The 12643-nt window shown below is 52.4% G+C and carries 9 protein-coding genes; 4 read left to right on the top strand and 5 right to left on the bottom strand.

Going from position 1 to position 12643, the window contains the following annotated elements; genetic code table 11:
• Nucleotides 1-39 precede the first annotated feature (39 nt).
• Nucleotides 40-732: a hypothetical protein gene (locus CRO08_RS06520; protein WP_097035510.1), complete on the top strand. Its 693-nt coding sequence runs from the start codon at nucleotides 40-42 to the stop codon at nucleotides 730-732.
• On the opposite strand, the gene CRO08_RS06515 is transcribed toward CRO08_RS06520, so the two are convergent.
• Together CRO08_RS06515 and CRO08_RS06510 are read right to left on the bottom strand one after the other, a co-directional pair.
• Nucleotides 640-1653, bottom strand: a complete 1014-nt coding sequence (locus CRO08_RS06515) for a hypothetical protein (protein ID WP_097035509.1) — start codon at nucleotides 1651-1653, stop codon at nucleotides 640-642. The two genes, CRO08_RS06520 and CRO08_RS06515, sit on opposite strands and share 93 nt — an antisense overlap.
• Nucleotides 1654-1662: 9 nt before the next feature.
• Nucleotides 1663-3546, bottom strand: a complete 1884-nt coding sequence (locus CRO08_RS06510) for a glycoside hydrolase family 43 protein (protein WP_255252261.1) — start codon at nucleotides 3544-3546, stop codon at nucleotides 1663-1665.
• Nucleotides 3547-3766: 220 nt separating this feature from the next.
• Between CRO08_RS06510 and CRO08_RS06505 the strand changes: the two genes are divergently transcribed.
• On the top strand, nucleotides 3767-4837 hold the full coding sequence (locus CRO08_RS06505; protein WP_097035508.1) for an HD domain-containing phosphohydrolase: 1071 nt from the start codon (nucleotides 3767-3769) through the stop codon (nucleotides 4835-4837).
• Nucleotides 4834-8820: a response regulator gene (locus tag CRO08_RS06500; RefSeq protein WP_097035507.1), complete on the top strand. Its 3987-nt coding sequence runs from the start codon at nucleotides 4834-4836 to the stop codon at nucleotides 8818-8820. Before CRO08_RS06505 ends, CRO08_RS06500 begins: the two co-directional genes overlap by 4 nt.
• Before the next feature lie 52 nt (nucleotides 8821-8872).
• On the opposite strand, the gene CRO08_RS06495 is transcribed toward CRO08_RS06500, so the two are convergent.
• The 3 genes from CRO08_RS06495 to CRO08_RS06485 all read right to left on the bottom strand — a co-directional run bounded on the left by CRO08_RS06495 (nucleotide 8873) and on the right by CRO08_RS06485 (nucleotide 11199).
• Nucleotides 8873-9124 carry a zinc ribbon domain-containing protein gene (locus CRO08_RS06495; RefSeq protein WP_097035506.1) on the bottom strand — a complete coding sequence of 84 codons (252 nt, stop codon included), beginning with the start codon at nucleotides 9122-9124 and terminating at the stop codon, nucleotides 8873-8875.
• A gap of 103 nt (nucleotides 9125-9227) precedes the next feature.
• Nucleotides 9228-10028, bottom strand: coding sequence for a hypothetical protein (locus tag CRO08_RS06490; RefSeq protein ID WP_097035505.1), 801 nt, complete (start codon nucleotides 10026-10028; stop codon nucleotides 9228-9230).
• Nucleotides 10029-10197: 169 nt separating this feature from the next.
• A complete protein-coding gene (locus tag CRO08_RS06485) occupies nucleotides 10198-11199 on the bottom strand; it encodes a class II fructose-bisphosphate aldolase (RefSeq protein WP_072978447.1) in 1002 nt (333 codons plus the stop codon).
• 196 nt (nucleotides 11200-11395) lie between these two features.
• Between CRO08_RS06485 and CRO08_RS06480 the strand changes: the two genes are divergently transcribed.
• Nucleotides 11396-12580 carry an RICIN domain-containing protein gene (locus CRO08_RS06480; protein WP_176495077.1) on the top strand — a complete coding sequence of 395 codons (1185 nt, stop codon included), beginning with the start codon at nucleotides 11396-11398 and terminating at the stop codon, nucleotides 12578-12580.
• Nucleotides 12581-12643 lie beyond the last annotated feature (63 nt).

Raw genomic sequence — 12643 nt, 5'->3', positions numbered from 1 at the left:
GGTACGTTTCCGTTGCGGGCAAAAAACTATATTCGAGTCATGCGGCTTTGGCTTTCGACATGCCTCGACGATTTCACCTCGGAGTTCGACGACATCGAGGAGATGTTCAAGCGCGGGCTCACGAGGCTCATTCTCCAGAAGCGCGTGCCGGGGTCCGCACAGGATGTGTCGGGCGATGCAATACGGTATGCGACCGAAGCGCAGTACGAACGTTGGCTCATGGCCCTCCCGATGGAATTCCGCGACCGGATCTGGGTGCGCGGCACTCCCGATATGGCGGAGCGCCTGGAAGTGCGCGGATGCGTGTGCGATGCCGCCCTCCTTGCGCAAGATGTCCCGGAACGCTGGAAGCGAGTGAACTGCATTGCGGTCTGTCGCAATCTGGAGCAGCTCTATTCTTTGCCGGAATGGGTGGCGGGAGCGCTTGTCGGGCCAGTTTTCCAACCGCAGTCCATCTATGAGCCGGTCGAAACACTCGGTATCGCGTGCATTACTGATAAACTCGCCGCGCACGACACGGCCTGCGATCAACGTCAAGGTTCCGCGCAAGACGCAACCCGCAAAATGCCTGAAGTCCCGCAGGTCATCGCCTTCGGGGGAATCGATCACGAGAACCTGGACGATATCAAGAAACTTCCCCTACAGGGAATCTCCGTGCTGGGTGGTATCTGGAACTACGCCGACCCCGTCAACGCCTTCATCAAGCTCGGGCGTGCTTGCGGCGGGCTCTGATTCCTTGGGCACGTTGCTCAGGGATTCCTTGAGGCTCACGAGTTGGTGCGCAAATTCGTTGCACCGGCTATCTTGGGGAAGGGTAATTTCCCAATCGAGCACGCCGTTATGGAGAATAGGGTGAATCAGCCATTCGGTTTCGTACGGGCAATGGTAATTTGTCATATATTCGACTCTAAGACCATTCCCGGCCATCGAGTATAGGAAATTATCATTCCATTTGACGGATAAGTCCATGTATTGGATTGTCTTTGCATCACCGATTTTGCCGGTCTGCTCAAAATAGTTCTTTTGGGCCAGCATGTAGTCTTCGACTGCCAGTTTCATCTTGGCGGTAACGCGTTCACCGTTGTTCCATACAATCTCGTAGGTAGAATATCCATTGAAATTCAGCATTACTGCGTGGATAATTGTGAAAATGAGGGCCAATGCGGGCATCCACGATTTTGACTCATATTTTTTGCCGGTCTTTCGGTTCCTGTACTTGCCGAGCGCGATTTTCCACACATCCTTCAGGAAAAGGAATACAATGACTGCGTAGCCGACAAAAGCGATTGCACCTACCGCGGCAGGGATCGTGAGTCCATTATTCCGAAGGATGAGGTAAATGATTTTGTAAGTCAGTCCACCGAAAATCAGGTAAAGTGCTCCGCGAAGGGTTCTGCCGCTGCTAGAACAGTGAGCACCGGTATAACCGATGAGGAGTGCTAACCAGAATATTTTAAGGCCGGGCTCCTTTGATTTGTGATGGGAGTGGCCTTTTGTGGGCTCGGTTTCGGGCTTGGGCGTTTCTGGCTTGATTTCAGGTTCGGATTCGTTCTCCGGTGAATCTTCCGCTCCGTAGTTCGGGTTCGGTGCATCGCACCAGAGGCACTTGGGCATGTCGTCTTCGTATTTTCGCTTGCACTTTGGACAAATCATTATGCTTTTTTACCTTATGCTAATCTTTGAAATTCTCGACATCCCATTATCCAGAATTTCCTTTCGGATATATACACCTTGTTCGCGCGGTCTGGCCTTGAGCATCTGGCCGTTTACGCTGAAGTATTCCGTGCGGACGACCTTGCCTGCGAAATTGAGGTCGCGCGCGATACTGCCTGCGATTTCAGTCTTGCCGGTGTCAATTGTAGAGGTGTCCGGCTCCACATAGGGCTTGTCCGGGTCGTCTACCACAAGCTTGATTCTCGCCCGGCTCTTGCATCCGGTCTCGTTCGTGTAAACGACAGTGTAGTAACCGCTAAAGTCGCCGTCCACGTTCTTGAGCGAGTTTTCGCGAGTCGTCGACTTGAATCCGTTCGGGCCTTCCCAGTTCCAGATCTTGCCGTCCCAGGGGTGCGGGCCGAACTGCACCGTAGCGCCCTTTGCGACATTCAGGTCAAGCGTTTCGTTCCAGCCGCCATCATCGACCTTCACATAGGGAATAATCTTCGTGCCGCTGCAGGGGCCAACAACCTTCTTCCCGTCGCACACGCCTATGGAATCGGGAATATCGATTACCCGCGGTTCAAAGTCCGGAGTGGGGAAGGCCTTCATGAGTTTTGCAGTCTCTTCGGCGGTAACCGGGAGGATTGTCCCGTGGCGGGGCGTGAAGGCGCCGCTCGTCTTGGTGTCCTGCACGAACTTGAAGTTTTCGAGGTCGGGGCTGCTCGTGAACTGGTAATGCCCGTTCATGTAGCAGTCATACATGAGCACCCAGCTGTTCTGGTTGATTAGCTTGAACACGCCTGCGCCTTCCACGGCCTCGGTCGTCTGCTGCAGGGCCTTGCTCGGCTTGCTCCACTGCGAACCGCTGGCGGCTCCGCTCTTGGGCATGAGCGAACTTGCGGTCACCTTGCAGATGCCGCCGTCGCCTTCGTTCTTGTAGAAGGCGTGGTAGAACTTGTCGACTGGGTTGTAGACGATGTCCATGTCGATAGTCGACTTGCCGCGGTCAAAGAAGTGCTGCGGGTCGCCTTCCAAGTCGGTAAAGTCCTTGTTTGAGTAGGCATAGAATACCTTGTCGTAGCTGATGGTGCCATCGTTGGTCAGCAGGGAGAAGTACACGAGCGGGCGGCCCTTGGTGCCGTCACCGTTGTCGTAGGTGTCGTCCCAGAATGTTTCGGGGGCCCAGACACGGGTCACGTTCGCGAAGTTCTTGCCCTTGTACTTGTCGGGGAAATGTACGGTGGCGTGTTTCCAGCTGATAAGGTCGCGGGACTTCATGAGCACCATGCCGCGGTTGCTTGCCCAGCCCTCGGCGCTCTTCATGTCGGTGTTCACCATGTAGAACCAGCCGTCGGGAGCACGCAGCACATGCGGGTCGCGGAGCCCCTTCTTGATGCTTACCGTGTCGGCGGCCACCACGCGCTTTCCGTTGTTCATGGCGGTAAAGCTGTAGCCGTCGTTGCTCAGCGCGTAGTAGATATTCTCGTTGTCGTTGGCCGGGAAATACGCGAAAAGGTAGTTGGAGTAGGGTTCATACCCGTGGATGGAAACCTTGATAGCTACGTCCTGCGTCTTAGCTCTCATGGCGTCGTGGACGGTCGCCGTGAGGGTCACTTGCTTATTTTCGCCCACAAACCTGCCGTTGACGTGGCCGTCGTGGCCCAAAAATAGTGTGTCGCTGCTTTTCCAGGTGATGGGGAAGGTTTCCCCGGCAAGCTTTATGGTGTCGAGGAGGCTGAGGTCGGTATACAGGTCGTTGGCCGAGTTGCCTAAACTCCGGCTTACGCTGTCGACAGCGCGCCAGAAGGGGGTGATATCGTCCTGTGCAGAAACAGCGCCGGCACAAAAAAGAAGCGCTATAATTTCCCTTTTTACCCAAACCTTGGCCATCTTGGACTCCTTTTTACTTCCCTTAATATAATTTTTTTCAATTTGGCGTAATCCCCGTCGCAGATTTTTGTATTTACAAATAATCAATGCAAATAGCGATATAAAAGTAAGCTTTTGGTAATAAAACTGAGTCTGTCAAGGCATTGCGTTTTTTTTCCTTATTCCACTTTGGAATAAAACAGGCTGTCTTATTTTGTTTTTTGAACATATATTTGGGCATATGGAACAGGCTAGAGCCAAGATACTTGTAGTTGACGATACCAAGACCAACATTGAGGTCCTGGAAGGCGTTTTATCTGTACATTACGATGTTTTTGTTGCGAAAAACGGGCGCAAGGCAATCGAAATTGCCGAAAAAGTACACCCGGACCTTATTTTGCTCGACGTGATGATGCCCGAAATGAACGGTTACGAGACCATGAGGGTAATGCGCGCGCACGAGGACCTGAAGAATATTCCCGTATTTTTCCTGACGGCAAAATCCGATAGCGAGAGCGAGCAGATTGGGCTCGACTTGGGTGCTGTCGACTACATCGGCAAACCGTTTAGCCCGCATCTGGTGCTCTTGCGCGTCAAGAACCAGCTCGAATACAAGCGGCAGCGCGACCACTTGCACGACCTTGTGGAAGAACGTACCGCAGACCTGCGTAAGACCCTCAAGGTGATGCTGACGAGCCTCGGTTCGCTTGCGGAATTCCGCGACCCCGAAACGGGCGAACACATCAAGCGCACGCAGATTATTGTGCAGAGGCTTGCAGAAGTCCTGATGAACAACCCGAAGTACGCGCAGGCTATTCCGAACAGCCAGTACGTGGATTTCTATGCGACGGCGGCCCCCCTGCACGATATCGGCAAGGTGGGTATCGAGGACGAAATCCTGCGCAAGCCCGCAAGGCTTAACGAGCAGGAGCGCGAAATTATGCGCAAGCACCCGAAGATGGGTTACGACGTGCTCATGGATGCCACCAAGGAACTGCACGACAACCCGATGGTGAAGATTGCGGCTGATATCGCGCTTGCACACCACGAACGCTGGGACGGTCTCGGTTACCCGAACAAGCTCAAGGGCGAAGAAATACCCGTGGGAGCGCGCCTCATGGCGGTAGCCGACGTGTACGATGCCCTCGTGTCGAAGCGCCCGTATAAGGACCCTTACCCGCACAAGGTTGCCGTCGATGAAATTGTACGCGAAAAGGGGACGCAGTTCGACCCGGAAGTGGTCGATGCATTCCTTTCTATCGCCGATGAATTGCCCAAGCTTTACGAACAGTTCAAGGAAAATGCGAATTGACAAGAAACCTGGCAAATACAAAGCGCCGTAAGCTCAGCTGGCGTATTTCTTTTGTCTACACGATACCGCTCGTAGTCGCGACGGTAATGCTTGTCTTTGCGTTCCTTTTCTATCTCGAGAATACGCTCGTTTCTACGGCCTACAGCAGTTCCGAAATGATGCTCCACAAGACCGTGGAATCGTGTGAATCCATCATAAACAAGCGTCAGGGGGAATTCGCCAAGTACATTTCCAATGTGGGCACGGTAACCAAGCAGAACGCTAAATCGCTGCTCACGAAGCGCGTCCTGAAAAAGGACGACATGGTCGATATGTTCTTCGGTTCCTCCGACGGCGAATACATCAGTGCGCGTGGCATTGCGCTCGACAAGGGTGTATCTGAATTCCGCACCAAGGACTGGTACCTGGAGGCGTCCCGCAACAAGGGTATCGCCATAACGGGGCCGTCGTACCGCAAGTCAATAAACAAGAAGGTCATTACGATTTCACAGGCGGTTCGCGACAAGAACAACAACGTGAAGGGCGTTGTCGCCGAGGATGTTGACCTGGAAATTATCGAGAATTCCTTGAGCGAGGGTGTAGACAGGACAGAGGGTGGAGTTATCCTCCTGCTCGACAACAACAGCAACTTTATTGCGCATTACCCAGAACAGTCGAACCTCGGCAAGATTGACCTTGACAGCATCGCGACGCTGCTCGACATGATTTCGAGCCAGTTTGATGTCGATTCGCTCCTGATGTACGGGAACGGCAACGTGCTCCGTTTCGAAAAGACGAACAACCATCGCCAGAGTTTCGTGTTCATGGTTTCTGCCATGAAGAAGAACCCGTACTACGTTGTTCGCATTCTGCACCAGAACTCCGTCGTGACCAAGTTTAGCGAGCGCTTCAAGGGAATTAGGCTCGCCCTTATCATTGCAGTCATCGTGCTCATGTCGCTTGCGGGGCTATTGGCGCGAATCCTTTTCAAGCGGTTTATCGAGAAAGACCTTAAGGATAGCGTTAGCTCAAGTACCCTTTTCGATACGCTGCTTTCGAGCCCAAACATGACGCTTATCCTCACGAATGAGAACTTCGATATTTTGCAGGCGAGCAGCAACGTGGTGGAGTTCTTCACCGGCGGAATGGAAGACATCAAGGGCGAAGTCCTCTGGAAATACATATCTTCGGAGCAGTTCAAGAAATTTGCGCATCACGTTGCCCTGGGCGGGGAACTTCACCCGAGCGAACGCAAGACAGTCGTGATGGTCAAGAATTCGAAGGGGGAGGAATACTGGTGGAGCATCTTCTTCCAGTTCCTTTCCGAAGACGACGGCAGTATCCGCTACCTTTTCATGATTGACGATGCCACGAGCGGCATCCAGAAGGATACCATCCTCGATACCATCATGCTATCGGCGGACCGTTCGCTCCTCATGATTTTTGACCGTACGCTCCACATCAAATACATGTCGAAACAGCTGGGCGATATTTTCCAGAAGGATTGGCGCGAACTTCTCGGGCTCTCGCTTACCGAACTTGCTACCTGCGGCATTCCTGACAACGTAATGAAGGAACTGGTGAAGGCGTTCCGCGACCGCGAAACCTGGAAGGATTCCTTCATGATGCCTTCGAACGAAGGGCGTGGCGAAATCTGGTTCCGCGGCGAGGCGGTAACGCTCAAGGCCGAGGAGGCCGTTGTGGGTTACATGTTCTCCATGACGGATATTTCCGAGATTATCGAGGCCCGCGAGATAGCGGAACAGGCTACCCAGGCGAAGAGCGAGTTCCTTGCCAACATGAGCCACGAAATCCGTACCCCGATGAACGCGATTATCGGCATGGCGCACCTCATTGCCGAAACCGAACTTTCTGAACGCCAGCGCGGATTCGTGGAACGCATCAGCCATGCGGCAAAGTCCCTGCTCGGCATCATCAACAATATTCTCGACTTCTCGAAGATCGAGGCGAAGAAGCAGGAACTCGAGGTTACGCAGTTCGTTCTGCAGGACGTCATCAGCGAGGTGGCCGCCCTTGCCGAAGTGCGCATTGCCGGTCGCCCGATAGAACTGATTGTTGATGTCGACCCGGATATCCCGGAAATCCTGATGGGCGACCCGCTCAGGCTTTCGCAGATCTTTACGAACCTCGTGAACAATGCCACAAAGTTCACCGAGAAGGGCGATATCACGCTCCGCGTAGAACTTGAGAATATCACCGAGAAGAACGTGCGCCTTGCCTTCAGCGTAAAGGACACGGGTATCGGCATGACGCCCGAACAGCTCGGCAGGCTATTCAACGCGTTCACGCAGGCGGACGGCTCGACCACCCGCAAGTACGGTGGTACCGGCCTCGGGCTCGTTATTTCCAAGTCGCTTGTGGAACTTATGGGCGGCAAGATGCAGGTGGAAAGCACCTCCGGAGTGGGTTCGCGGTTCTTCTTCAGCATATCGCTCCCGATTGCCCCGAATGCGGGCGAACCCAAGTGGAAATCCGTCCATTCCTTCGACGGAAAGAACGTGCTGCTCGTGGACGACTGCGCGAACATGCGTGCGGTGCTCCGGCATATCCTTACCAAGCTCCACTGCGTCGTGGAAGAGGCGTGCTCTGCCGCAGAGGCGTTCGACTTAATCCAGGCACACGAAGAAGCGGGTGAGGCCCCGTACGACTACTTCCTTGTGGATTACAAGATGGGGCTCGAAACCGGGTTTGATTTTGCGAAGGGCATTCCCGAAAAGATGCAGATTATCCCGAAGATTCTCATGCATCCGCTTCACTTTGAGGAAAGCGAGCACGAAATGGCGCTCATGCTGGGCTACAACAGCTGCCTGCCCAAGCCCCCGCAGATAAGTTCCGTGCTTACCGCGCTCCAGGAATCCATCGGGCTTAAGCTCACTTACCAGCAGGTGGCAAAGAAGGAGAAACGCAAGGTTTACTTCAAACCCGCAAAGATTCTCCTGGTCGAAGACAACCTCATGAACCAGGAACTTGCCGTATCGCTCCTTAACAGCGTGGGCCTTACCACGATGATTGCGAACAACGGTAAGGAAGCGCTCGAACTCCTGAAGCCCAATTCGTTCGACCTCGTACTCATGGACCTGCAGATGCCTGTGATGGACGGCCTTACCGCCACGAAAGAAATCCGTGCGAAGGAAGAGGAATATTTCAAGAAGGTTCCGATTCTTGCGATGAGCGCACGAGCCTTCCAGAAGGACAAGGAAGAATGCTACGATGCCGGCATGAACTCGTATATCGTGAAGCCAATCGACCCGACGCTCCTGTACGAAGATCTGGCCAAGTACCTGCCGATTGCCGCTGAAGGAGCGGTTCCGCAGAACAAGACCGTCATTGCAGAGGACAACCAGCTGAGCGAAGACGAAGCGAATTTTGTCGCACAGTTCTCGAAGGTCCGCAACTTCGATGCGGCGGCGGGCTTGTACCACGCAAACAGCAACAAGAATATCTACATGAGAATCCTTCACGGGTTCGTGCGTGACTACAGCGGCAACAACTTTGAACTCCGCAAGCTTATCGAGACGGCGAAGTTCGAGGAGGCGACACGCATTACGCATACCATCAAGGGGCTCTGCGGTACAATCGGTTCTAGCCATGTGCAGTCGCTCGGTGCCAAGGTGGAGGCGACGCTCTCGCAGAAACAGCAGAATTTCGAGGAATACAATGTCTTTGAAGCGGCGTTGCATGACCTTATCGAAGACCTGAACGTGGTGCTGAACGACCTCGATATGGATCAGGCGCAGCTACCCGCGCAGAAGAAGGAAGACCCGCAGGCGGTAGAGAAACTCAAGAATGCGATTGCAGACCTCAAGGGCGCTCTCGACTCCTGCTCTTCGACGCAGTGCAAGAGAATCCTGGATACGCTGGAAGGCATCGCCTTTGCGAAGGATGTAGATGCCCTACTACAGAAGATTGTGAACCAGGCCGATGATTATGAGTTCAGCGAGGCGGCAGAAACGCTTGCTGAACTTGAAAAATCAGTAGGGTAGTTTGGATGTCATTCTGGAGCCGTAGGCGATAGAATCCAATGCGGTTTTCTATCTAAAAAATCATCGCCGCGATAAACGCGAGTGCCACGATAACGGCGGCCGCTATGGCGAGCGGGTTCGCCTTTTTCTTCTTGTTGCCGTATTCGTCCGTTCCGAATTCATTTTCCACAATTTCGTCGTAGTCCGGCGTTTCGAGGTCGGTAAATTCTGCGCCTTCTTTCCAGCCGGTATTGGCGTCGCTTCCGCAATGCGGGCAGAACGTGGCATCGTCTTTCAATTCAGAGTGGCAGTGAGGGCAGAGCATGGAGATGTGAGATGTGGAGTGTATAATGTGAAGTGTGTAATGTGGGATGATGTTGTCATGCCCGCGGCTTGTAGTGAGCTTGTCGAACTAAGGCGGGCGTCTTTTACTTGCTGAATTTATAACGGCCTAGCAGGTCGAAGTAGCGGGCCCTGGGGGAGATTTTGACGGGCTTGACTGTTTTGTGGAGGGTGGTTGTGTTTTGTTCTTCATTAAAAACAAATGTTTCCGAATAATAAAAATCACCTTCTTTTGTGGTCATTGAATAACCTTTTTCGTTGGAACTGTATAATAGCGTTTTTTGAATTTCTCCATTTTCTTCAATGTTATAGCATTTAGAATCATCGGTTGAATCAGCAACATAGAATATTTTTATTATACTTGTGTCAGATTCGTAAATAGAGGTTCTTTTTAAAATGACAGAATCTTGCTTTAAAATGTATTCATAATGCGATGTTAATTTGTTGCTGAAATAAAGTTTGGATACATAATTATTTGTCGCTTTTATTTGACCGCTTTTGATAACTTCGCCATTTCGATAGTTTTCAAATTTGAAACATATGGTATCTTGATTGCTACAATTATGGGTAATTGATTCCAAATTTTGTTTCTTTAAAACGGTTTCATTGGTGTCACTATAAAAGTAAATTGTTGAAGAATTTGTTTCACCTTGAAAGAGACTTGTCGTTTTTATACTATCCAGTATTTCATTACTGTAAAAATACTTGATATAGTTTTCTAATTCTGAATCTTTCGAATAGGTTGAGTCTATTTTGATGTCAAATATTTTGTGAATATCTTTGCTGTTTTCTAATTTGAAATAAGCATCCGTACATGTATTTGCCGAAGCTGCTTCATTCAAGGCGAAAACGGCAACAGAAACTAGAAATAATGATTTGCGAATCACGAAAGACCTCCTTAATTTGCTTTAAATATAATTTTTTTTAATAAAAATTCAGCGGAGAAGACATCAAAAAACACCCCGGATATTTCCGAGGTGTTTTTAAGCTTTTGGCTTTGTTGCGAGAGCGAGGCGATATCACATTTTTAATCTGCGATAGAGCCGAGCGGTCTCATTACAGCTTGTTGTTGGAACCAAGAACGTCGACGATCTTGTGTTCGTACATCTTCTGCATGTTTTCGCGAGCCGGCTTGAGGTACTGGCGCGGGTCGAAGTGTTCCGGGTGTTCGTCGAAATACTTACGGATAGCGGCAGTCATGGCCAAGCGGCTGTCAGAGTCGATGTTGATCTTGCAGACAGCGGACTTGGAAGCTTCGCGGAGCTGTTCTTCCGGAATACCGACGGCATCCGGGAGCTTACCACCGTGGGCGTTGATGGTATCGACTTCGTCCTGCGGGACAGAAGAAGAACCGTGGAGCACGATCGGGAAGCCCGGGAGCTTCTTTTCGATGGCGTGGAGCACGTCGAATGCCAGGGGAGGCGGAACGAGCTTGCCAGTCTTCGGGTCGCGAGTGCACTGTTCCGGCTTGAACTTGTAAGCACCGTGGCTGGTACCGATGGAGATAGCGAGGGAGTCGCAGCCCGTACGGGTAGCGAAGTCGATCACTTCTTCCGGCTTGGTGTAGTGAGATTCTTCAGCCTGGACTTCGTCTTCCACACCGGCGAGCACGCCGAGTTCAGCTTCGACGGTCACGTCGTGCTGGTGAGCGTATTCAACAACCTTCTTGGTGAGGGCGATGTTGTCTTCGTACGGAAGAGCGGAACCGTCGATCATCACGGAAGAGAAACCGTTGTCGATGCAGTCCTTGCAGAGTTCGAAAGAGTCACCGTGGTCGAGGTGGAGCACGATCTGCGGATTGGCGCAGCCGAGTTCCTTGGCGTATTCAACAGCACCCTGGGCCATGTAGCGGAGGATGGTGCCGTTGGCGTAGTTGCGGGCACCCTTAGAGACCTGCATGATCACCGGAGACTTCTGCTTGACAGCAGCCTGCACGATGGCCTGCATCTGTTCCATGGTGTTGAAGTTGAAAGCCGGGATGGCGTAGCCACCCTTAACAGCCTTTGCAAACATTTCCCTGGTGTTCACCAGGCCGAGTTCCTTGTAAGAAACTGCCATTTGTTTTACCTCTTGATTCTTTGGCGACTTGCATCGCCGGTTAAAAGTTACGGGGCTAAATTTAGCAAATTGGCGGGGGTTTGTCCACCAATTTCGTCGCCGTTCCGCGTATGCCTGTCCGATTTTCCTGTTTTTACTTGCGCGCCTTGCTGGAGGAATGTATATTAGTGGAGGTGTCTGGTTTTAAGGAGTATCTATGCTTTTCAAGAGAAGCCTGCTAGCGGTGTCGGCCATTGCCTTTATGGCGGTATTTTCGCATGCCGAGGTCACCTACACGCTCCACAAGTCCGCTAATCCGACTGCCGACGAGCAAGACGCCTACAAGCGCATTACGGCCGTGATGGATTCGGCGGTCAAGCTCTACAATACCTACTCGAACCTTTCGAAGTTCATCAACGTCTACTACGCGCCGGGCGTACCCACAGCCGAGGCGAGCAGCAACGGCGACCTCCGGTTTGGCGAAAACCGCAGTTACATGGTGGTGCCCACGGCCATGCACGAGATGGCGCACACTATGGGTGTCGGGACAACGTCGGAGTACGCGGCAACGTGCGTGGATGGAGTCTTCAGGGACGACAAGGTCCAGGCGAAACTTCGTGAAATGGATGGCCCGAATGCGGAACTCCATTGCGACCGTCAGCATATATGGCCGTATGGCCTGAACCAGGCGAGCGAGGCCAAGTCCGAGCAGGACCTGATAAACCACGTGCTTCTCGTGGAAACCATTTACCAGCAGTTGTTCAAGATCGCGTTTTTCAAGGAGGGGAGGATCAAGTCCCTCGGCGAAACAAAGAAATGCATGGGAATTACATCTAGCAATGCGCTCGAACTCATGGATTGTAGCGATACGGCTACCTTCGTGAAGATTTTCTCAGTGGGCGATAACCCCGTTACATACTACATTCAGCTCGGGAGCCGCGTCGTGGATATCCCTAACGAATCTACGGCCGCTGGCATTGTTGCCTCGACCTACGGCTACAACGGCGGGGCTCACCAGCGTTATACCTTTGACGATGCTGGAATCAATACGCCGAATGCCTTCTTGCTCAAGAACTACAAGAGCGGGCTCTACCTGCAGGCGGTGGGCACGCAGGTACAGCAGAACCGCAAGGTGGACCGCGACGAATCCTTCATCTGGAAACTCGAGGAGGCAGGCTCGAAGCCCGATACATCTTCTGCGGGCGATACGAGCGTCGTGGATACGGGCAAGGTCGTGCCGGAGGATTCTACCGGCGACACGTCATCCGTGAAAATCGTGCGCCTGCGGGATACTCGTGTAGACATCGCTCCGGCCAGGACGTTCGACCTGAAGGGGAGGAGTGTCCGCGGGCAACCGCTCGGCCGCAACCGCAATACGCATAAGGTTCTTTTCCAGAAGTAGAACGTCACACCGCAGTCGCGTAGCGACAAGAGTGTCCACTGGCACCTTCGGTGCTTACCCTCA

It is taken from the genome of Fibrobacter sp. UWT3 (assembly GCF_900230125.1).
Lineage (GTDB): Bacteria > Fibrobacterota > Fibrobacteria > Fibrobacterales > Fibrobacteraceae > Fibrobacter.
Note: the sequence above shows the minus strand (reverse complement) of the source record. Positions and strands in the feature narration are given on the sequence as shown.

Excerpts from the sequence above, each read along its gene's own strand:
- CRO08_RS06520 (WP_097035510.1), top strand. The coding sequence starts at position 40 with ATGCGGCTTTGGCTTTCGACATGCCTCGACGATTTCACCTCGGAGTTC.
- CRO08_RS06515 (WP_097035509.1), bottom strand. The coding sequence starts at position 1,653 with ATGATTTGTCCAAAGTGCAAGCGAAAATACGAAGACGACATGCCCAAG.
- CRO08_RS06510 (WP_255252261.1), bottom strand. The coding sequence starts at position 3,546 with ATGGCCAAGGTTTGGGTAAAAAGGGAAATTATAGCGCTTCTTTTTTGT.
- CRO08_RS06505 (WP_097035508.1), top strand. The coding sequence starts at position 3,767 with ATGGAACAGGCTAGAGCCAAGATACTTGTAGTTGACGATACCAAGACC.
- CRO08_RS06495 (WP_097035506.1), bottom strand. The coding sequence starts at position 9,124 with ATGCTCTGCCCTCACTGCCACTCTGAATTGAAAGACGATGCCACGTTC.
- CRO08_RS06485 (WP_072978447.1), bottom strand. The coding sequence starts at position 11,199 with ATGGCAGTTTCTTACAAGGAACTCGGCCTGGTGAACACCAGGGAAATG.
- CRO08_RS06480 (WP_176495077.1), top strand. The coding sequence starts at position 11,396 with ATGCTTTTCAAGAGAAGCCTGCTAGCGGTGTCGGCCATTGCCTTTATG.